This window comes from Halorhabdus sp. SVX81 (assembly GCF_029207715.1).
GTDB lineage: Archaea > Halobacteriota > Halobacteria > Halobacteriales > Haloarculaceae > Halorhabdus.
Genome location: NZ_CP104322.1, coordinates 258,493 through 280,334, shown reverse-complemented (window position 1 = coordinate 280,334; position 21,842 = coordinate 258,493). Strand labels below are relative to the sequence as shown.

General features: G+C 61.8%; 18 protein-coding genes. 8 read left to right on the top strand and 10 right to left on the bottom strand.

The genetic code is table 11. The annotated features are described in order from the left end of the window. Window positions 1-30: 30 nt before the first annotated feature. Window positions 31-624: a hypothetical protein gene (locus tag SVXhr_RS01315; protein WP_275738796.1), complete on the top strand. Its 594-nt coding sequence runs from the start codon at window positions 31-33 to the stop codon at window positions 622-624. Further along, entirely contained in the window at window positions 602-826 is a 225-nt protein-coding gene (locus SVXhr_RS01310; RefSeq protein ID WP_275738794.1) for a hypothetical protein, read from the top strand. Before SVXhr_RS01315 ends, SVXhr_RS01310 begins: the two co-directional genes overlap by 23 nt. A 21-nt stretch (window positions 827-847) precedes the next feature. On the opposite strand, the gene SVXhr_RS01305 is transcribed toward SVXhr_RS01310, so the two are convergent. After that, window positions 848-1,570 (bottom strand): hypothetical protein, encoded by a 723-nt coding sequence (locus SVXhr_RS01305; protein ID WP_345799505.1) that lies wholly within the window; start codon window positions 1,568-1,570, stop codon window positions 848-850. 184 nt (window positions 1,571-1,754) lie between these two features. On the opposite strand from SVXhr_RS01305, the gene SVXhr_RS01300 reads away from it, so the two are divergent. Continuing rightward, a complete protein-coding gene (locus SVXhr_RS01300) occupies window positions 1,755-3,986 on the top strand; it encodes a glycoside hydrolase family 3 N-terminal domain-containing protein (RefSeq protein WP_275738790.1) in 2,232 nt (743 codons plus the stop codon). Window positions 3,987-4,140: 154 nt separating this feature from the next. Here SVXhr_RS01300 and SVXhr_RS01295 read toward each other — a convergent pair whose 3' ends face one another. The 3 genes from SVXhr_RS01295 to proB form a co-directional block, all read right to left on the bottom strand. After that, window positions 4,141-4,596, bottom strand: coding sequence for a hypothetical protein (locus tag SVXhr_RS01295; RefSeq protein WP_275738788.1), 456 nt, complete (start codon window positions 4,594-4,596; stop codon window positions 4,141-4,143). A 255-nt stretch (window positions 4,597-4,851) separates the two neighbouring features. After that, entirely contained in the window at window positions 4,852-6,177 is a 1,326-nt protein-coding gene (locus tag SVXhr_RS01290; protein WP_275738786.1) for a glutamate-5-semialdehyde dehydrogenase, read from the bottom strand. Continuing rightward, entirely contained in the window at window positions 6,170-7,003 is an 834-nt protein-coding gene (gene proB, locus SVXhr_RS01285; RefSeq protein ID WP_275738784.1) for a glutamate 5-kinase, read from the bottom strand. The genes SVXhr_RS01290 and proB overlap by 8 nt, the downstream gene beginning before the upstream one ends. Window positions 7,004-7,273: 270 nt before the next feature. Between proB and SVXhr_RS01280 the strand changes: the two genes are divergently transcribed. Further along, window positions 7,274-7,549 carry a hypothetical protein gene (locus SVXhr_RS01280; protein ID WP_275738783.1) on the top strand — a complete coding sequence of 92 codons (276 nt, stop codon included), beginning with the start codon at window positions 7,274-7,276 and terminating at the stop codon, window positions 7,547-7,549. 7 nt (window positions 7,550-7,556) lie between these two features. On the opposite strand, the gene SVXhr_RS01275 is transcribed toward SVXhr_RS01280, so the two are convergent. Next, window positions 7,557-8,225 (bottom strand): hypothetical protein, encoded by a 669-nt coding sequence (locus SVXhr_RS01275; RefSeq protein WP_275738782.1) that lies wholly within the window; start codon window positions 8,223-8,225, stop codon window positions 7,557-7,559. Between the two features lie 119 nt (window positions 8,226-8,344). Then, the gene (locus SVXhr_RS01270; RefSeq protein WP_275738780.1) at window positions 8,345-9,115 is read right to left on the bottom strand and encodes a pyrroline-5-carboxylate reductase dimerization domain-containing protein; all 771 of its coding nucleotides are present in this window, start codon (window positions 9,113-9,115) and stop codon (window positions 8,345-8,347) included. A gap of 127 nt (window positions 9,116-9,242) precedes the next feature. Between SVXhr_RS01270 and SVXhr_RS01265 the strand changes: the two genes are divergently transcribed. Continuing rightward, window positions 9,243-11,198: an ABC transporter ATP-binding protein gene (locus SVXhr_RS01265; protein ID WP_275738778.1), complete on the top strand. Its 1,956-nt coding sequence runs from the start codon at window positions 9,243-9,245 to the stop codon at window positions 11,196-11,198. 15 nt (window positions 11,199-11,213) lie between these two features. On the opposite strand, the gene SVXhr_RS01260 is transcribed toward SVXhr_RS01265, so the two are convergent. The 4 genes from SVXhr_RS01260 to SVXhr_RS01245 all read right to left on the bottom strand — a co-directional run bounded on the left by SVXhr_RS01260 (window position 11,214) and on the right by SVXhr_RS01245 (window position 14,604). Continuing rightward, window positions 11,214-11,555, bottom strand: coding sequence for a hypothetical protein (locus SVXhr_RS01260; RefSeq protein WP_275738776.1), 342 nt, complete (start codon window positions 11,553-11,555; stop codon window positions 11,214-11,216). 112 nt (window positions 11,556-11,667) lie between these two features. Next, window positions 11,668-11,796 carry a hypothetical protein gene (locus SVXhr_RS01255; protein ID WP_275738774.1) on the bottom strand — a complete coding sequence of 43 codons (129 nt, stop codon included), beginning with the start codon at window positions 11,794-11,796 and terminating at the stop codon, window positions 11,668-11,670. 148 nt (window positions 11,797-11,944) lie between these two features. Beyond that, window positions 11,945-12,748, bottom strand: a complete 804-nt coding sequence (locus SVXhr_RS01250; protein WP_275738772.1) for an endonuclease/exonuclease/phosphatase family protein — start codon at window positions 12,746-12,748, stop codon at window positions 11,945-11,947. Window positions 12,749-12,861: 113 nt separating this feature from the next. After that, window positions 12,862-14,604, bottom strand: coding sequence for an MBL fold metallo-hydrolase (locus tag SVXhr_RS01245; RefSeq protein ID WP_275738770.1), 1,743 nt, complete (start codon window positions 14,602-14,604; stop codon window positions 12,862-12,864). Between the two features lie 107 nt (window positions 14,605-14,711). Between SVXhr_RS01245 and SVXhr_RS01240 the strand changes: the two genes are divergently transcribed. From SVXhr_RS01240 to SVXhr_RS01230, 3 genes are all read left to right on the top strand, one after another. Then, a complete protein-coding gene (locus tag SVXhr_RS01240) occupies window positions 14,712-16,526 on the top strand; it encodes an ATP-binding protein (protein WP_275738768.1) in 1,815 nt (604 codons plus the stop codon). Window positions 16,527-16,672: 146 nt separating this feature from the next. Next, on the top strand, window positions 16,673-20,440 hold the full coding sequence (locus SVXhr_RS01235; RefSeq protein ID WP_275738766.1) for a VWA domain-containing protein: 3,768 nt from the start codon (window positions 16,673-16,675) through the stop codon (window positions 20,438-20,440). 2 nt (window positions 20,441-20,442) lie between these two features. Next, on the top strand, window positions 20,443-21,780 hold the full coding sequence (locus SVXhr_RS01230) for an FG-GAP repeat protein (protein WP_275738764.1): 1,338 nt from the start codon (window positions 20,443-20,445) through the stop codon (window positions 21,778-21,780). Window positions 21,781-21,842 lie beyond the last annotated feature (62 nt).

Sequence of the window (21,842 nt, the reverse complement as noted above, 5' to 3'; positions counted from 1 at the left end):
ATTTCAGGCAGGCAGAACAAACGGCAGCTAATGAAGTTTCGCGGCGATACGCTCGTCATCGATAAGGCGCTAAACGACCTCGATCGGCTCGTTCTCGACGTGACTGAGGTCCTCTCTGCCTGCGGAATCCAGTATGCAACAATCAGTGGATACGTCGCCGTGTTACTGGGGCGGTCGAGAGCGACGGAAGACATCGACGTCATCGTCTCGCGATTCGACACCGATACAGCCGACGAACTCGCGTCTCGCCTGAAGGACACGGGCTTCTGGGGCCCGAACACGCCGCTTGATTCGATGCACGCGACACTCTCAGACGAGTTGCCTGTTCGGATCGCGAGAGACGGCGAAATCGTTCCGAACGTCGAGATCAAGTTCCCGACTGACGAGTACGATCGGACATCACTCAAGGAAACGATCACGGTCCAGTTCGACGATCGATCGTTGATCGTCGGCTCTCTGGAACTCCAGATCGCGTACAAACTCCGGCTCGGGACCGAGAAAGACTTCGAAGATGCGCTGTACCTCTACGAGACGACCGAGGGCAACCTTAACACGGCGCAACTCGAAGGGTACGTCGAAGACTTGGACGTCACGGACGCCTATGACCGACTCAAACGAGCTTGACGCGAAACACGAGCGCAACCGCGCCCAGCGACTGGAACAGATCAAGCGCTGGGCCGAGTACGTCCGAACCCACCCGGACGAGGACTGGGGCGAACAGGTGAACACGATCGTCGACGCACAACTGCAGTCCGCTCGTCACTTCGCCGCGGAGCGGGCGGAGCGCGAGGGGTTCCGCGATCCGGACCAGTCGACGGAGGAGTGAATCGGGGTTGTTCTCGCCGATTCAGAACGGAAACCCGCCGTATCGCAGGTAGACCATGTCGAGGATCAACAGAAGCTGGAAGGCACCCTGGACGCCCCCGAGCATGGCGTTCTGCTTGCCGATGGCGGCGATGACGCCCGCATCCGGCGCGTCACTGGTCATCTCACGGTAGATCCGTAGTTCGCCGGGCATCAGGAACCCGAAACCCTGGACCGAGAGGATCGTCACGATCGCCAGCGCGACGGCGATCGCGGGTTCGATCGCCGGCAGGGCATCCAGCGTCAGCTCGACCCAGGCCAGCGAGCCCACTGTCGCGACCACGAAGGGGACCTGCCACCGCCAGTCCCGCCAGGCGTCGAGCCGCCAGCCGAGCAAGAGCAGAATCGGAATCAGGTTCGCCGCGGTGAACAGCGCCAGCCAGCCCTCGCCGTCGGCCAGGTAGCCCAGGCGTAGCGCCAGCGCGATCCCCGAGGCGATGGTGACCGTCGCCAGTGAGGGCAGGAGAAAGGCGGTCTTGGGGGTGAGTCGCCGGAACACCGCCGCGCTCTCCTCCTCCTCGAGGCCGCCGATGACCGGGCCGAGCACCGCGCCGATGAACACGTCGATGCCCGTCCAGAGGACGCCCGCCATCACGTGGACGTAGGTGTGCCCCTGAAGCGATGCGACCGTCAGCGCGTAGCCCAGCGCCGCAAGCGGGATCGCGACGACCGCGACCGCAAACGCCGGGTTCGCCCGTTGTGCCATGCCCGCGATAGTCCCACGTACCGTCGTTGCCATACGGGACGGCGATCCGGCGACGCGATCTTAATGGTACGTCTCCCTGCAACGGCGGCCGGTTTCTCCGAGCGGGAGAGGCCGGTCTCCGGATCGCCAGACGATGCCGCGAGCCAATCTTTTTGCCCCATGGCGACGCGTCTTCTGGGAGACGATGACCGAAGACACGCCGATCTACCGCCGATCTAGCGAGCCGACCCACCGCCGGGTCGATGATCTGCTCTCGCGGATGACGCTCGCCGAAAAGGCGGGCCAGGTGGTCGGGACCTGGGCCGGCGATCGTGGCGAGACGCTCGAGATCCCGGTAGTAAGAGACACAGTCGCCGAGCACGGCTTCGGGAGCGTCGCCGCCTTCGGGTGGGCAGGAGCGGCCGTTTCGGAGCCGCGCGGGATCGTCGAGGCCGTCAACACCCTCCAGGAGACGGCCCTGGAGGAGACACGACTGGGCATCCCGCTGCTGTTCACCGTCGATGCCGTCCACGGTCACGCCTACGTCGAGGACGCGACCGTGTTCCCGAACGGGCTCGGCGCGGCAGCGACCTGGGACCCGGCGCTGATCGAACGCGTCGCGGCCGCGACGGCGCGAGAGGTCCGCGCGACGGGCGCACACCAGAATTACTCGCCGACCTGCGACGTGGCGCGTGATCCACGCTGGGGCCGCGTTCAGGAGACTCACGGCGAGAGTCCACGACTCGCCGCCGACCTCGCCGCGGCGAAGGTGTGGGGCCTCCAGGGAGAAGGAATCGACGATCCCGAGTCGGTCGTCGCGACGGCCAAGCACTTCCCCGCCTACAGCGATCCCGAGCGCGGCCAGGACGGCGCGCCGGTCGAGGTCTCCGAGTACGTCCTGGGGAATACCTTCCTGCCGCCGTTCGAGGCAGCGATCGACGCGGGCGTCGAGTCGGTCATGCCGGCCTACAGCGCGACGAACGGCGAGCCAGCCCATAGCTCACCTCGCTGGTTGCGTGACCTGCTCCGAGAGGAACTCGGGTTCGACGGCCACGTCGTCGCCGACTGGAGCGGGGTCAAGCAACTCCACGAATCCCACGGCGTGACCGCCGGCTGGCGCGAGTCAGTCCGTCGCACTCGCGAGGCTGGCCTTGACGTTGGCTCAGTCGACCACACGGTCCACGTCGAGAAGCTCGTCGACCTCGTCGAGGACGGACAACTCGACGAAGCGATTCTCGACGACAGCGTCCGACGAGTCCTCCGGGTGAAGTTCGAACTCGGGCTGTTCGAGGATCCATACGTCGATGTCGAGGAGGCGGTCTCGATGCTTGGCTGCGACGAGCACCGCGAACTCGCCCGAGAGGCCGCCCGGCAGTCGATTACGCTACTCGAAAACGACGGGATCCTGCCGCTCTCCGGCAGCGAGACGGTCTTCGTCGGCGGGCCGAACGCCGACAATCTCGTCCACCAGGTCGGCGGGTGGAGCCACCACGAGGAGACAGGGCTGGCCGGCGAAACCGTCCGGGAAGCCATCGAGGCACGGGCGGCGGGCGACGTGCTCTACGAGCAGGGGGCGACGCTCACCGAGGAACGCGACATCGACGCCGCCGTCGAAAAAGCCAGTCAGGCGGACGTCGCCGTCCTGGGACTCGGTGAAGGCTGGTACATCCACGAGTTCGGCCCGCAGGACATGCTCGGGACCGATACCGGCGAGTGGCCGACGCGCTCGCAGTTGCGGTTGCCACCAGCCCAGCGACGGCTGGCCGAGGAAATCCACGAAACCGGGACGCCGGTCGTCGGCGTCCTGCTGACCGGCCGGCCGCTGATCGTCGACTGGCTGGCCGAGCACGCCGACGCCCTGCTGATGGCGTACTTCCCCGGCACGGAAGGCGGCCAGGCCGCCGCGGAGACGCTGTTCGGCGATTGCGATCCCGGCGGTCGACTCCCGATCTCGATCGCCCGCTCGCACGGCGATCTGCCACAGCTCCACGATCACGCCCGTCACCCGCTCACCCTCGGCGCGGACGAACATCCAGCGTCCTACGATCCGCTGTATCCGTTCGGTCACGGGCAGAGTTACACGACGTTCGACCGTCGCGATCTAGAACTCACCGAGACAACCGTCGGACCTGACGGGACGGTCTCCGTCGCGATGACCGTCGAGAACGTCGGCTCGCGGCCGGGCGAGGACGTGATCCAGGTTTACGGTCGCCAGGAGACGCCCTCTCGTGTTCGTTCCGAACGAGAACTGGTCGGCTACGATCGCGTTGCACTCGATCCCGGCGAAGCGAGGACCATCGAGGTCGAGATCCCCGTCGAGCACTTCGGGTTCTACAAACCAGGGGAAGGACACGTGGTCGAGTCTGATACATACGCCGTCACAGTCGGAGACATGGAAGCAGCGTTCACGGTCGAAAGGGTGGGTAATCGAGATTGAAACGAACCAGCGACGGACCCGTAGACGTGGATCTGGCCGTCGAATACGAGGTTCGCGCCCAGAAGATAGGTTTCAGCCGACATCGCCGTGCTGGTACCGGGTACCCAGAACGATTACAGTTCGATTTCGTGATCGTCCACTGGAAGAGTAGCAGTCACTCGGCTGTCTGCCAGTGGATTCGTCCGGCAGTGATGACCCACCGGAAAGCGTACCCGAGAACGAAGGCTGGGACGGCAAAAACGATCGCCTCCACGGCGATGTACGTCAACATGTCGACCCGAAAGAGATACGCGACTGCGTCGAGAAGTGAGCCATCGGAATCTCGGAAGAATGCCCAGTCCGCTTGATATCCGAGCAGCGACATGTGGGTGATAAGCCACCCGAAGACGAGTCCAGCGCGATAGTATCCGATCAGTAGCGCGCCTATCACCCCAGCGAGTGCCCCATATGGATGAACGAGTATGACCCCAGATCCTGTAGGATAGATGCCGAACGCATAGGCGGCGAACGTGAAAACGAATGCACCGCAAGCCAGCAAAAGGAGACTGAGATACTCGCGAAGACCCATCTCTTCAGTTCCAATCAGAATGCGAAGCAGTTCGGGGATCAAATTCATTATGAGCAATACATTCTCGTAGAATGCTCAAGTATCTATTGGAAGAACGCCGTTTTCGGGACGACCGACCGCAAATCCGATGACTCGACCGCGCAGTGAGGATCCGGTATCGATCGCACCACAAAAGCCCTGTTCTCGTCCTAGACTGTGACGAACTCACCGCCGACTCTGCGTTTCTGCGATTCCAACCCGCCCTACCAGGAGGCGAAGCGGCCGTCACCCTCGAAAAGACACTGCGCTACCGACGCCTCACCACTCGCCGTCGAAGTCCTCGTGAGAGAACGGTAGCGCGTCCTCGCCGGCGTAGGAGGCCACGAGATGGCCGTCGCCTTCGAGATAGTACTTGTAGGTCGTTAGCCCCTCCAGGCCGACGGGCCCGCGGGCGTGGATCTTGCCCGTCGAGATGCCGACTTCCGCGCCCAGCCCGTAGCGATAGCCGTCGGCGAAGCGCGTCGAGGCGTTGTGGAAGACGCTGGCGGCGTCGACGCCCGTCATGAATTTCCGGGCCGTCTCGTCGTCCTCGGTCAGGATCGACTCGGTGTGTTTCGAGCCGTTCGTGTTGACGTGGTCGATGGCGTCCACGAGCGAGTCGACGACCTTGATCGAGAGGATGAGGTCGCCGTATTCCGTGCGCCAGTCCTCTTCAGTGGCTTCACGGACGTCGAACTCTTCGAGGATCTCCCGGGTTCGTTCGTCGCCGCGCAGTTCGACATCGGCCTCGGCGTACCGGTCGGCCATGGTGGGCAGGAACGCCTCGGCGACGTCCTCGTGGACGAGCAGCGTCTCGATGGCGTTACAGACAGCGGTGTACTGGACTTTCGCGTCGTATGCCACCTCGACCGCTTCGTCGAGGTCGGCCTCGCTGTCGACGAAGACGTGACAGACACCCTCGGTGTGGCCCAGCACGGGGATCTGGGTGTTGTCCTGGACGTAGCTGACGAATTCCGAGGACCCGCGGGGCATCAGCAGGTCGATGTGTTCGTCCATCCCGAGGACGGTGTCGACGGCCTCCCGGGCCTCGATCAACTGGACCCAGCCCTCGGGGATGGCCTCGACGTCCTGGGCTGCCTCGCGGATGATCTCGAAGAGTTCGCGGTTGGAGTGGCTGGCCTCGCTGCCGCCCTTGAGGATGACCGCGTTCCCGGACTTCAGCGCGAGGGCAGCGATCTGGACTAAGGCATCGGGCCGGGACTCGAAGACGGTCCCGATCACGCCGATGGGGACCGCCACTCGATAGAGGTCGAGATCGTCGTCAAGGTGGCGGGCCTGGAGGGTTTTCCCGAGGGGATCCGCCTGATCGGCGACGCTTTCGACCATCTCGACGATCGAGTCCATCTTGGCGTCGTCCAGCTTCAGCCGGTCGACCAGCGCCTGGGTGTACTCGCCGGCTTCGAGCAACTCCTCGCCGGCCTCGACGTCCTCATCATTGACCGCGATGACTTCCTCGCGGTGATCGTCGATGGCCGTTGCGATCGCTTCCAGGGCGGCGCGACGATCGGCGTCGCTGACGTTGGCCAGTTCGAGCGCCGCAGCTTCGGCGGCCTCGACCTTGGATTCAGTGTCCGTATCAGTCATCGTATGCTCCGTTGACAGGCAAGAATATTGTGCCCACCGATTCGCCGGCGGCGATGCGGGCAAGCACGTCCGGTTCGGCCGAGCCGGCGATCACCGCCGGGATCCCGTGCTCGTTGGCCGTTCGCGCGCCCTCGACCTTCGTCGTGATCCCGCCGAATTCCTCGGTCGTGCTCTGGGCGACGATCTCCTGGACAGCCCCGTAGTTGCTCCCGACGGCCTCGATCTTCGTGGCGTCGGGATCGTCCTTCGGGTTGCCGGTGTAGACGCCGTCGACGTCGGTCAGCGTCACCAGCAGGTCGGCGTCGATCCCGACCGCGATCGACGACGAGAGCATGTCGTTGTCGCCGATCTGGATCTCCGCGATCGCGACGGCGTCGTTCTCGTTGACGATCGGGACGATCCCCCAATCCAGCAGCGTCTCGACGGTGTTGTGGAAGTTGGTGAACCGCTCGGGATCGTCCAGGTCGGCCTGCGTGACCAGGATCTGGGCGACCTTCCGGTCGTAGCGCTCGAAGCTCTCGGTGTAGCGACGCATCAGGTGGCTCTGGCCGACGGTCGACAGCGCCTGGGACGCTTCGACCGTGTCAGTCTCGGCGTCGACGCGCCCCCGACCGGCCCCGATCGCCGCCGAAGAGACGAGTAGAACCTCCTTGCCGTGATCGAGCAGGTCGGCCACGTCGTCGACGAGTTTGTCGAGTTTGTCGTCGTCGAGGTTCGACTCGGCGTCCGTCAGGGAGTTCGTCCCCGCCTTGACGACGACCCGCTCGGCGTCGGCGGCGAGTTCGCGCGTCCGCTCGATCTCTTCGGGGTCGATGGCGTCACTCATCGTCGACCTCGCTGGTGATCTCCACGGAAGGACGCTCGATGGTTGCAGTGGTCAGTGCCATCCCGTGTGTTGGATGTCCGCGTACGGTGGCGACCGATGGGAGTACCGGATCTCATTGTAATGGGAGAAATGGGCGACGGACAAACCTACTACGGTTCGCAACGAGTTGCCAGTCAGTACGCTACAACACCCTCCAGCGTTGGGTATCGTTTACCGCTCTCGTGTAGATATAGCACAGAAATTAAGAGAACGGAAGAGCGGATATATGATATGGACGATAGAGTATCAAATGGAGTTGTCATTGGGCTCTCTGCGGGAATTCTGGGGTGGACCCTCTTGATAATTCAGCAGCCAATATTCGGAATGGCAGCCGTCGCCGGTTTGACGACGTCATATTCCACATGGCGACACGAAAAACCCAAGGAGACAATGCTTCTTATAGCCCTCTGGAGTTTGATTGGGGCCGCCGCTTGGACAGCCAATCTACTATTCATGATTGGATCGATCGTCATAGCGACAAATGTCTACATCGCGTGGGCAGTATGAAGAGTATCTAAACGGTCTGATACCTGCTTCCCGAGCGCGTAGCCACGTAGCCGATCCCAAAGGGGATTGCCATGGTGGCTGCGACGAGCGGGACCGTAGAGGGAGTGAGGTGTTGCGGCCCCCAGGCAAGTCCGGCTACGACGAGCCCAAGGGGGACGGCTCCCGTCGCAAGTGCGGTCCACCGGTCCCGGGTAGCCGCGACGGATCCGACGACCATCGCGGAGACGGCCGCAAGCGCGACGAACTGGACGGCAGTCAGCTCAACCTGCAGCGCCTCAACAAGTGTGAGAGGAGCCCTCGCCTGGCCCTCGATGTCCGTCGGTGTCGCCCCCGTCCACCTGGCGGCAAACAGCGAGACACCCAGGCAAACGCTCACGAGCACGGGGACGAGCGCCGCAAGGGCACGTCGCGGCGTTAGCGGTGTATACTCGTCGTCCACGTATGCGAAGGCCCCCCAGGTCAGCAAGATCGGGCCGGGGATGACGCTGAGGTACACGACGAACGGATGGCTGGAACGTGGGGCGGTCGATGCGATCTGTTCGATCCCCGGCAGAAGGCCGGCGACAACCAGTGGATAGAGGAATGAGGACCCCATCCCGACGAGGACCGCAACGACTCCGACCGTGCCAGGACCGATCGACAGGCCGATCCGCTCCGCGGACTCCGTTTCGGTCATATGTTGATCTATTATGACAGTCAAATATATTTTTCTGTGGGAGGGAAACAACGGTGATCAGAAACGAAGCGGTGGAAAGCGACGCCTTCGCAATCGAATCAGTCTGTGAATGATCCGACTCACTCATCACCGATTTCTGCGGTGATCTCCGCCGACCGTTCTTCGGTGACAGCCACTGTCTCGCCGAGGACGTCCGCGACGTCGCTGTCCCACAGCACCTCCATGCCCTCGATCGTCGTCCCGCCCTCCGTCGCAACGGCTTCGATCAGTTCTTCGACGCTCTCGTCACTCTGCAGGGCGATCTCGGCCGCGCCCTTGAACGTCTGGGCGGCGAGCGCCGCAGCGTCATCCGAGTCAAGGCCGCCCTCAATGCCAGCCTGCTGCATCGCCCCGATCAGGTAGAAGACGAACGCCGGCCCGCTGCCGTTGATCGCCGTCGCCAGATCCATCCGGTCCTCGTCGATCGTGACGACGGTCCCGAGATCGTCAAGCACTGTCGCGACGTCGCCCGTCGGTTCTGGCGTGACTGCGGCGGCCATCTCGCCGTACTCGGCGGCGAGGTTCGGCATCATCCGGACGACGGCGGCGTCGGTCGTCGATTCGAGCATCGACGTCGAGACGCCCGCGGCGACCGAGACGACCGTCTGGTCGGGGTCGAGACCGAGATCCGCGAGCACCTCGCCGGCGATATCGGGGCCGACCGCCAGCACGACGATCGGCGCTGAGGCTGCCGCTTCGAGGTCAGTCGTCGTCTCGTCGGCGACTCCCGATAGGTCTTCGAGTACCGATTCGTCGACGTCGCAGGCCGTCACCCGGTGGCCGGCGGCGGACAGCCCACGGACGAGCGCCCCGCCCATGTGTCCACAGCCGATAACGCTGACGTGAACCATTTGCTGGGTGGGTCTCGGACGGTGGCGGATTTACCAACTGTGATTCGGGCCGGCGTGAAGACGACCGTCGCCAGCCCGGACTGGCGCGGCAGTCAGCCTTTAGTAGGGGGCCACGTTAGCGGGGGCCATGTCCTGGGGCTTTTCGGGTGGCAACGACGACGCGGACACCTTCGAGCACCTCCGGGAAGGTGTCGACCGCCCGATGTGGCGGCTACTCGGGAACTACGGCCGGGGGTACGTCCCGGAGTTCGTCCTCGGCGGGGTCGCGAGCGTCCTCGCCCGGTTTCTCGAACTCATTCCGGCGCTGGTGCTCGGGGTCGCCATCGACGCGCTGTTCGTCGGGGGCCAGGATTTCACGCTCCCGCTCGTCCCGCAATCGGTTATTCCGGGGGACGAGCCGGGGCAGTTCTGGTTCGCCGTGGGGCTGGTCGGGGCGGTTTATCTGCTCAGCGCCGGGCTGAACTGGGTCAACGGCTGGGCGTGGAACCGCTTCGCCCAGCACCTCCAACACGAGGTCCGGGTCGACACCTACGACGTCGTCCAGCGGATGCGGATGGGCTTTTTCGACGACAAACAGACGGGCGAAGTCATGTCGATCCTCAACAACGACGTCAACCAACTCGAGAGTTTCCTGACGAACGACCTCAACGCGGGCATCCGGATCTCCGTGCTCGTGGTCGGCGTCGCGAGCGTGATGGTCTGGCTCAACTGGCAACTCGCCATCGTCGCGCTGCTGTCGGTGCCAGTGCTCGCACTCGCAAGTTACCTCTTCGTCCAGCGGATCGGACCGAAGTACGGCCGCGTACGTGGCTCGGTCGGGGCGCTCAACTCCCGGCTGGAGAACAACATCGGCGGCATCGAAGTCGTCAAATCCTACGGTCGGGAGTCCTTCGAGCGCGACCGCGTCGAAGAGGCGTCCGAGGAGTACCTCGACGCGAACTGGGACGCGATTACGACCCGGATCAAGTTCTTCCCGACGCTGCGGATCATCACCGGGATGGGCTACATGTTCACGTTCCTCGTCGGTGGGTACTGGCTGCTCTTTGGCCCGCCACAGATGTCACTCGCTGGAACGACCGTCGGGTTCACGGGCGGGATGACACTGGGCGTGCTCACGCCGATGTTGCTGTACGCCAGGCGGTTCCTCTGGCCGATGCGCCAGTTCGGCAACGTCGTCAACAACTACCGCTACGCGTTCGCGGCAGCGGAACGGATCGTCGGCCTCATGGACCACCCGGGTACCGTCGACGATCCCGACGACGCGATCGATCTGGGCGGCGTCGACGGGGGTGTCGAGTACGACGACGTGACCTTCCGATATACGGGCGCTGACGAGGCCTCGGTTGAGGACGTGAGTTTCAATGCCGAGGCAGGGGACTTCGTCGGCCTCGTCGGGCCGACCGGTGCTGGCAAGACGACGCTGCTCAAACTGCTGGTGCGACTGTACGATCCCGCGGACGGACAGATCCGTGTCGACGGCCACGACATCCGGGACGTCTCACTCGCAAGTCTCCGCGAGCACGTGGGCTACGTCAGCCAGGAGCCGTATCTCTTCCATGGGACCGTCGCCGAGAACGTCGCCTACGGCATCGAGGCCACCGACGACGACATCCGCGAGGCGCTCTCGATGGCCGGCGCGATGGAGTTCGTTTCCGAGTTGCCAGAGGGCATCGACACGATGGTCGGCGAACGCGGCGTGAAACTCTCGGGCGGTCAGCGCCAGCGTGTCGCCATCGCGAGGGCGATCCTCGAAGATCCGGAGATCCTCATCCTCGACGAGGCGACCTCCCACGTCGACAACGAGACCGAAGTCCTGATCCAGCGCTCCCTGGAGACGCTGACGGCCGACCGGACGACCTTCGCCATCGCCCACCGCCTCTCGACTGTCCGGGACGCAGACACCATCCTCGTGATGGACGAGGGGCGGGTCGTCGAGCGCGGGACTCACGAGGAGTTGCTGGCCGCCGATGGGCTCTACGCGAACCTCTGGAGCGTCCAGGTCGGCGAGATGGAGGCCCTCCCCGAGGAGTTCATCGAGCGCACGGCCGAGCGCGAGCGGGCGGGGACCGGCGACGACGACTGACCCCCTGGGGAGGACTCAGGCCGATTCGGGCGCGACGTGCTCGTGTTCGATCTCGACCGCCGATTCATCGAGACCGAGTCGGCCGAACTGGGTGCGGACGTGGTCCTCGGCGGCCGCGATGGCGCGGTCGCGATCGGCGAACCCACGGGGTGCGGGCGACTCGAAGGCCACGTTGATCGCCTCGCCGTCGACCTGCTGGGCGGTTCCGCCACTCTCGACCGCGTAGAAGGCATCACACACCCAGACGAACGGCGCGTCGGCGTCGGGCGCACCCTCGTAGCTCGGGGCGTCCTCGCCGGGTTCGTACAGCGTCCCCGTCAGCGCCGTCCCGCCGGCCCGTCCACGGATGAGTCGCATACCGAACGTAGGTGACCAGCGAGTAAAAACGAGTCGGCCGGCGAGAATGGAGAAACGACACTGTCGCAGAAAGGCAGTCTCTGTCGTTCAGCGCGATCGGGTACCGCGCTCGTCACTCCTCGAGGAACACGAGGTGGCCATGCTCGTCCTCGTGGACGCGCTTTGCATGTTCGGCCATCTCGCGCCTGGGCATCGGTCGTTCCCACTCACAGTCCTGGCAGACAGCCACGTACTCGGACATACTGGTGTTACTGGTTCAGCGGGTATAAGGCTGGGTCCCGCCATTGACAGCCGCCCACGGCTGAACCCCGCTCCTCGGTCTGCTGGTGGCGACCCCGATACGAACGCCGCGATCTCCAGAGCGTCACAGCGTGATGGGATGCGATCCGCTACCCCTCACCCGGACCGAGTTCGACCAGCACCGGCAGATGATCCGAGGGAAACCGACCGTCGTCGTAGACATCGCTGCAGACGCCGTGAGTGCCGACGGCCATGTCGGGCGTCGAGAAGACGTGGTCGATCTTGCGATTCGGCACCAGGTTCTCGAAGTCCGTCACGGATGTCGGCGGGCCGTGAGCGGGCTCGGCTGATCGGTCTTGTTCGCCTGCGAGGTTGAGGGTGTGGTCGTCGTCAGTCAAGATCTCGTAAGGCTCTTCGCCCGCCACGCAGTTGAAATCGCCCGTGAGAACCACGGGTTCGTCCTTCCGCAAGTCCGCGAGTCGGTCGAGCAAGAGCTGGGCGCTCTTCCGGCGGGCGCGCGGGCCGTCGTGGGAGAAGTGTGTGTTCGCGAAAAGGAGGGAATCACCGGTCCGGCGGTCACGCAGGCGTGCCCAGGTCACGATCCGGGGATGACGGGCGTCCCAGCCGACGCTGCCCGCCTCGTCGGGTGTCTCCGAGAGCCAGAAGGTGTCGCCATCGACGTATTCGATCCGGTCGGTCCGGTAGCCGATCGGGGTGTGTTCACCTTCCGATTCGCCGTCGACGCGGCCACTACCGATCCACTCGAAACTGGGGAGGCGATCGGCGACGTCTGCGAGTTGGTGGGCGAGGGGTTCCTGGAGGCCGACGACATCGGGCGCGTGAAACCGAATCGTGCTTGCGACAGCCGCCCGACGGTTCGGCCAAGCGTGCTCGCCGTCCTCGGGGTTGTCGTAGCGCACGTTGTACGTCATGGCGCGAAGCCACGCGGTCATCAGGTGTGGGTTCGAATGCCAGGGTAAGGACGTTTGGGGTCAGCCAGCGTCGTGGCTGGGTCCTCGACGTGATATCCGTGAGTGCCAATAGTCCAGAGAGACAGTGGATTTCCTCAATCCGTCCCGGTTTCGTCACGTGAATCCGGCGCTGTCTGGATCACGAGTTCGACAAGCTGGCCGTGCGTGAGGTCCTCCGCGAGCGACTCGTCGGTCAACCGAAGCAACGTCACCCCGTCCCCCGCGTCAACGACAGTCGCCCCGGTTCGAGTCCCGGTGACAGCGTTTTCGATCCGATCCAGTCGAGAGAGGACGTCCGCGATCGAGTCGGAACCGACCTCGAGGTCATCGCCTGCCGTAGAATCCTCGGTCCGCCGCTCGCCCCGACCGTCGGACTGAGACGCCCCCTCGACGGTGTCGGAAACCGACCTACCGTCTGCGACCGCGACGGTCTCGTCCGCGTTTTCATCGGCGGCGGCTACTGCGGACGCCTCGAGGACACTCGGGTCGAGACCGAGATCCTCGGCCAGCCGAGCTGTATCGATGCCTTCGGCGACCAGATCGACGTCGTCGTGGCGTCCCACCGTCGGGAGCGGGATGTCGGCGGTGTCGAACGATCCGCCGATGTCCGATCCGGCATCCGTGTATCGTCTGGAGCGAACACGTCGATGCGTGGCCTCGGTAACCCACGGTGGCCCGGACCAGCCGTCGTCGTAGAGGGTGTACTGTGTGGCGTCGTCGGTCGCCCAGACGAAGCTGTCGTACTTGTCCTTGTACTGATCGGCGACGTAGCCCCGCTGATGGCTAATGACGACGTGGATCGGCCCCAGTGCTTCGACGACCGAATCGACCGTTTCCTCGGTCGGGTGGTTACTTAGCTGATAGTCGTGGACCGTACAGCCCGCGGAGTGCTCCGGGTCGAACGCACCGCTGGTCACCTGCACGAGCGTCGCCCCCGCGTCGTCCTCGATCGCGTCGAACAGTCGCTCGCTGCTTCCAGCGATGGGAACCTCCGGCCCGGCAATCGTGATTCGCCCCGGCCCGAGAACCTCGTCTGGATTCTTGAACGTCGGGACGCATTCGACGGCTGGATGATCGTATTCGAACGCCTCCCAGAGGGTGGCCACCCGACCGGCGACTGTCACGGGAGGCGTCAGGTCGGTAGCGCGAGCGAGGTGCGCCAGCAGGTATGCGAGGTGGACACCGGTCGAACCACTGGTCGTCGTCAGTACTGTCGAGCCGGCGGTCGCTCGTTCGACGGCGGTCGCGACCGCGCCGGTCAGCTGGTCCCGGAAGTCCGCGTTCGTCGCTGCCGTGAGGAACACCGCGTCGACCGACAAATCCGTTGCAAGACCCGGATAGCCGGCGGCCCGTCGCGTGGTAAAGTCGCCCGTTGCGAACAGATGATGGTGATCGTCGCCATCGGCGAACCGCACGACGAACCCGCAGGCGCCAGGTGCGTGCCCGGCGGGTACCGGATTGACGTGAACGTCACTCGTGATCGTCGTCCAGTCAGTGATCGGTTCTATCGCCGCCCTCACGTCGTCGGGGTTGTCCAGATCTGCGTGTTCGGCGTCGGTGTCGAGTCGCGTGGTGATCGCCGCGGCCGTCCCCGGTGTGGCGTAGATCGGTGCTCCGTCTCGGAGATTCGACCCGAGGGTCCGGTAGTGATCGAGGTGGGCGTGCGTCAGCAGGATCGCGGAGAGGTACTCGTCTTCTCCGAGGAGGTCCTCGACGTCGACCCCGGATCCGGAGTCGACGAGGATGCAGGTCGTCTGGTCGTGAATCTCGTCGTGGAACCTGACGAGGTGGGACTCTCGACCGTCGTGGGGGTTCGCGTGCTGGTAACTGACCTGCATCCCTCAGTCACACGTAATGATACAGCGCCAACAAGATATACCTTCGGAGAGACCACAGCAGCGAGGGTTGGGAAACAGGTTTGTCCGTCGGCCCACACTGGCGTGATATGTCCGACCTCGGGGATTTCACGGAGTTCGATAACGACGACGCCGGCGAGCAGGCGTCCGAGGGGAGTGACGCCCCCGAACGAGCGACGAGCGACGACTTCGAGCCGGTCGAAACCACGCCGACGGGCGAGGAGCGCGGCATCGGCGTCCTCTCGGCCGCGGAGGGCCTGACCATCAGCGAGGACGGCGAGGACACCCGCCTGCGGGCGTACGTCACCGTCGGCAACCGCGCCGATGTCCGGATCGGCACCTATCTCCTCGCGCCGTATCCCGACAGCACGACCGAGGAGCGTCTCTTCTGTCGGATCACCGCCCTGGAGTACGTCCGGGAGTTCCGGGCCGACGACGCGACCGAGATCCACGCCCGCCGGGCGATGCGCGCCGAAGGTATCGACGAACAGGACTTCAAGTTCATGGCGACGCTGGAGCCGGTCGCCATCTTGTATAATGATGATGGCGAGCTCCAGCGCCGGATGACCGACCGCGTCCCCAAGCCCGAGACGCCCGTCAGCCACGCCGACGAGCGGTCGGCGATCAAGACCGGGCTGAAGATCCCCGAGGACGGTGTCTTCCTCGGTCACCTCTCGGTCGGGGGCGAAAAGGTCCGGACGGCGGCCCAGCCCCCCACCATCGACTACCGGCTGAAGGACGCTTACGACGCCGGCGACCCGCTGGTCTTCCGGCACACGCTCGTCGCCGGCGGGACGGGGTCGGGCAAGACTCATCTCGCGAAGAACGTCCTCCGGCAGTTCCTCGCCGAGGAGCGAGCCTACCCCGTCGAGACCGGCAGCGACCGGACAGTTCGGCCCGCAGTCGTGCAGTTCGACCCCCAGGACGAGTACGCCCAGATGCACGACGACGGCGACCTCGCGGCGGACTTCCGGCGGCGCTGCGAGCGTGAGGGCATCGCCTGCGGTGGTCACGAGGACACCGTCGCGTTCGTCCCCGAGGTCGGCGGCGCGACGTACTCCGCCGAGCACCACCGCGCCGAGCAGGTCGCCTTCACGATCCCGTTCTCGATGGTCCACGACAACCCCTGGCTGATCGCCGGCAGCGGCCTCAACGACAACCAGTACGGGGCACTGGTGAACGTCCTCCTTCCGCTGTTCCGCGACCAGTACGGCCGCGAGGGCACCTACGACCAGTTCACCTCGTTCCTCGACGACCCCGCGCTGAAGGAGGAACTCGACGAGACCGGCCGGGTCCACGAGGCGACCTACGACGCCGTCCGCCGGCGGGCGCGCGGGTTCGGGAACATCTTCGACCAGGACGCCCGGCCGATCACCGATCTGATCCACGAGTTCGTCCGCCCAGGTGGGCTGACCGTCGTCCCGACCTACCACATCAACGACTCACGGGCGACCGAGACGGTCGTGCTCGCGTTGTCGTCGCTGCTCGTCGACGAAAAACTCTCGAACGATCCGACCTTCGAGCGCATCGGGGAGACACCGCTGGTCGTCGGCATGGACGAGGCCCACAACTTCCTGACCGACGCCGACAGCGTCCAGGCCCGGAAAGTCATCGGGAAGTTCACCGACGCCGCCAAGCAGGGCCGCAAGGAACGCCTCGGCCTCTTTCTCATCACCCAGGACCCCCAGGACATCGCCGACCCCGTCTTCAAGCAGATCAACACCACGGTCGTCCTGAATCTCGGCGACGAGGACGCCATCTCGGCGGTGAATATTCCGAGTCATCTGGAGGCGAAAGTTCCCTATATGGAGCAGGGTCAGATGGTCGTTTACTCGCCGGACAACTCCGAGCCCGTCGAGCTGATCGGGTTGCCGGAGTGCGTGACGAGACACGGGCGGGGGTGACGACCGGTCCGCGGGTGCAGCGTTCGCCCGGCAACGGCCGGCGTATGTCGGCTAGACTACACAGTAATACACATTATCTGTTAATCCATCTCCGAATGTCTTTCTGGCCAAAAATTATTTAAACCCAGTATGTAATTCCGGCAAATATGTCCGCAAGTGGTGGGTGGCGGAAATTGTTCGCGGTAGTTGCATCGTTTCTCATGATCGTCTCGATGGTGCCGGCAGGGACGGTATCTGCCGGAACAGTCACGGAGGCCGCGGGGAATACAGCACCAGCCGATACCGTTCCCGACGTATCCATGGACGGGCCACCGGTGGTGTTGAAAGCCCAGGCCATGGAGCGGATTGAGAATCTCTCAGCTCCCTCGAACCAACTAGAATCGGCCAAGGAGCGCGCCCGCTCGCGGTTGAACGATTCCTTTGCGTATTACCAGGATTCAATACGCGTCGGCGGCCAGCGCGCGTTCAATCACGATACAAAAGCGCTCCGGGCGCTGGCTGACTTCAGTGGAACCGATCAGGACGACCGACTCAGCCAGATCGTCGAGTTGGTGGCGCGAGCGGACAACCAGTCCGCCAGGCAGGTGATTCGTGACGCCGAGTATGCCTTCGCGGCGACTAAAGACAATCTCGGCCCAGGAGCGAAGAATAGTGCTGAGGCGCATATCGACAACGCCAGGCGACAACTCGCCATGGCCGAGCAGATGCGCGAGAGTGCCCAAGCCTGGGTGGGTGCCCACTCGATTCGCACGACCGCCCAGGCAGTTCGGACCTACGGCTTGGCGTTCAACAAAGCCCAGAAGGCACTCGATCGCATCGATCGCGAGATCGGACCGGAGGTAACGCTCACCCGGCGAACGGATCCGATCCACAACGAAAGCGATCGGACTCAGTACACGCTCGTCGGCAACGTCACAAATCCGACCGGGCTCGACGCCGTGAACGTCACCGCGACCATCAACGACGATCGTACGGTCGAACTCCCGCTTCGCCCTGGCTATGCCAACGCTACCTTCGCGAAAACGATTAATCTCACCAAGCGTGTGAATACGATCGAAATTGCGGCTGTCGAAAGTGAGGACAGCACTGATTCAAAGAACGGCAACAGCAAGAAGAAAGCCAAGCAAAAGGACAAGAAGAAGGGCAAAAACAAGGGGAACAACGGCAATGGTGGCGGGTCATCCGGGCAGAGCCAAGCGACTACGGTCGTGCTTCGCCTGGACGGTGACGGCCTGCCCGATACCTACGAAGAGAACGTGACGGGCACGAATCCGCTGGATCCCGATAGTAACTCAACAATTGTAAGTGGAAACCAGGGAGGGGACGGTATTATCGACAGTCAGCATGACTTTGACGCTGATTCGGTCGATAATCGTCTGGAGTATTGGTTCGGAAGTGATCCACTCTCCTCAGATACTGACAGGGATGGATTAGAAGACGGATTCGAGATCAGGTACGCTGAAACTTCGCCAGTACAATCGGATACAGACGACAATGGAGTGGTCGATGCTGAAGAGGATCCTGATAATGACAACCTGACTAATATACGAGAGCAGGAACTGGGTACCGACCCGCAGAGTCCCGACACCGATTCGGATCAGCTCACAGACAGTCGTGAACAGGAGATCGGAACGAATGCAACAGAGGCTGATACTGATGCCGATGGACTGGAAGACAACGTAGAGATCGAATTTGGAACTGATCCGCTTGATCCGGATACCGACGATGACGGCATCCTGGATGGGAATGAGACGTATACCACGACCGCAAACAACGAGAGCCTAGGCGTGTCGGCCGACGTGACAGCCACCGGGAGCGTGGGGAAGACAGTAACCATCGAAGAGAACACCGAGCAACGATTCCACACTGAATTTGCGGACAACCTCACGGCTGCACCGGTAGTCAACCTTGAGACGGACGGATCGATCGAGAACGCGACTGTGTCGATTTCATACGATGAATCCACCCTCTCTGTTAACGAATCAGAACTGGTCGGTGTGCGATATAACGAATCCATCCAGGGGTTCGAGCCGTTGCCGACAACGATCGACGAAGCAAACGATACGGTCCGTGCACGGACGGATCACTTCTCGACCTTTACCGTATTCAAGGTTCCAAATTGGAAGAAGACGCTCACAGCCCAAGAGCCACCAGATGGCGGAGAGGACGATTCTGAGATGGCAGAAATCGACGTAATGTTGGTGATCGACTCGTCGGGATCGATGAGCTGGAACGATCCGAACGAGTTCAGGAAGGCCGCTGCGAAAGAATTTGTCGGTGCCTTGATCGAGGGGGACCGAGCAGGCGTTGTCGATTTCGATCACAATGCAGAGGTTGCCCAGGAACTCACGACTGACTTCGGGTCGGTGAACGTCACGATCGAGAGCCTCGATTCGTCCGGCGGGACGAATATCGGAGCGGGACTACAACGTGCAAACAGTCACTTCGCGTCAAACAGCGACGATTCCCGTGCCCAGTATACGGTGCTCCTCACAGACGGACAAGGTGGGGGCGGAATCTCCGAAGCGAACACTGCGGCTGACCGTGGGACGACCATCTATACCATCGGCTTCGGCGATGCAAATGAAGACAAACTACAGCAGATCGCAGATATCACGTCGGGTGGATACTCGTCTGTTGACGATGCAAGTGATTTGCCGGATGTCTTCTCACGTGTTGCGGATGATATCGGCCCAACGCACTCGGATGACGATGGCTTCTCTGACTCGCTAGAGGACTTCGGTATCCCCATCTCAGCATACATGGCGAGGCAATTGGATAACGGAGTGATTGCCAGTCCCAACACGCCAGGGTCAGAGTTGACGATAGCCGTTTACACCGATCCCGAATCGAACGATACGGATGGTGACGGCCTTCGCGACGACGAAGAGATCGGTGAGAAGATCAACGGTACGATCGAATTGCGCGGTCAGGAATTCCAGCGAGAGTACTATTTGGTCAACAGTGATCCGACCGATTCGAACTCCGACGACACTGGGCTGAACGATAGCGAAGAGGTGGAGGTGGGTAGTGATCCGATGGAGGAAGAAACGCTTGCTGCAGGGTATACGCTTCCCGTCATAACTCAAAAATCCACCCCTGAAAATCAACCTGCAACCGTGGAACAACTCTTGGACAGTGACACAGGCTGGGTTAAGAATCCAAATTTTGGAGATTCGATGCTTGATGATCGCGTCCTTATTCCCACTCAGAAGGAAGAATTAAACGGTGACGTTCAAGAAATCGAGTTCACCGTTGTTGTGAGCTTCAATCCGAACGATGCAGCCATCGACTCTCTCCATGAAAATGATGTTGAGTCACAATTTGAAATCCTTGATCGCCTACCTGCCGAAAACTACCCAGTTAATACCAACCAAGAGATCTTAGATGGGCCTCAAAATATAACCCTCCAGCCTGGTGAAACAAGAAAGCTACATTATCGAATTGGAGCGGTTCCTACAGCGGGATATGGGTTTAAAAACCTCATTAACTTGAAGAGGTTCAAGTTTGAGGTGACTGGATTGGATAAAACTCCCTTTTCCCGAGAAGAAGACGGACCAAGTGGATCGTTCAGCAGTACTGACGGATATGCATATCCAGGAGCACCGGTACTAGAATCCACTCAAGTGATGCTAAATAATGTAAATAAAATATTATCAACTGGGTTTTCTGTGGCTGGGTCTACTAGTACAGGCATGATGATCGTCCGAACCGCACAAGGGAGTTTAGAAATGGGAATATACAAGGTGAGTGACGGGGAGTTACAGCCCAATTTCCCGACAACAAGTGGAACACCAGCTACGATTCCGATAACACAGGGAATCAGTGGGTTTAGCGAATACATCGAATATCGGACTGAAATGGATGATGTCAAGGGGACATTCGGAGGTATAATCACATACCGAGAAAATTAATCATGGTGGAGAGCACTCTCAGAGCAAACAAGGTTACCAGACGAAAGCTACTCTGTCTGGGCAGTTCGACAGCTCTCGCTTCACTCACCGGCTGTGTGTTTTCGGACCCGATAGCGAACGATAATACGGACGTGAATAAGATCGTGGCTCCAGATGGGGATAGTCAAGATTTTTTCGGGTTTTCTCTTGACATCGCGAACGACGGGCAGACCTTACTCGTCGGAAGCTATCGGGATTCGAATCCGAACGGGGAGATGGCTGGTGGAGCGTATGTGTTCAGGCGAAATAAAGAAAGCTGGTACCGAGAAACGAAGCTCACAGCAAACGATGGAGATGAACATGACCGATTCGGATATTCAGTTTCGCTATCGAGTGATGGTGAGACGGCCATTGTTGGAACAATAGCAGATGAAGACCCGAACGGAACGGAAGCAGGCGCTGCCTATATATATGAAAAAGAAAGTCGAGAATGGCATCAGCGGAATAAGCTCAGTGCTCCTGATGGTGAGGCATTTGATCAATTCTCTCGATCGCTATTATTGAATCCTAATGGAGACACCGCATACGTTGGGTCACCGTTCAGAGAAGATTCGAACGGCAACACGGCGGGAGCGATATACGAATATTCACGCGAATCTGAGGGATGGAAGCTCGTGAGTAGGCTCGTTCCTGAAAACAAACATTCGATTGGATCATTCGGGTATGCGATGGACGTGTCGAACGGTGGGGAACGTCTCTTCGCATCAGGAAAGATCGTCCCCGACACAGGGGGAAAAACAGACACAGCTGCAGTAAACGTCTTCGAGAAGTCGGGCGGTGAGTGGGTCCGACAGGCCACACTCACTGCCAGCGATAGAGATAGAAACGATTTCTTCGGGGAGACTGTCACCGTCTCGGAGGACGGACAAACCGTTCTCGTCGGTGCGTCGAACGACGAAAATCCAAACGGCGAACACGGTGGTTCGGTCTATCTCTTCGAGAACCAAGATGGTGAGTGGCACCAAGCGCAGAAACTCACGCCCGCTGATACCGGGCAGCGCGAACGATTCGGCCTGTCACTTGCCATGACGAGTGATCCCGAAGCGATTCTCATCGGGGCCCCGGGCGAATCGTCCGACACGGGTGAGCAGAGCCGGATTTGCGTCTTCAAGCGTGATGAGGGCCACTGGCAACAAGATCGTGTCATCTCTGCCCCCGAAAATGACCCGACCGATCACTTTGGGACCCGAGTCACGGTGTCGGAGGAGACAGGTATTGCTGCCGTGAGTGCTCCCGAAGCGGACGGAAATAAAGAATCGACTGGTGCAGTGTACGTGTTTGATTGTGAGGAATCGAATTAGGCGAGACAGTTGTCAAGACACCGGTTCCATCACTTGGATCCTGACACAATATAGATAGAGTC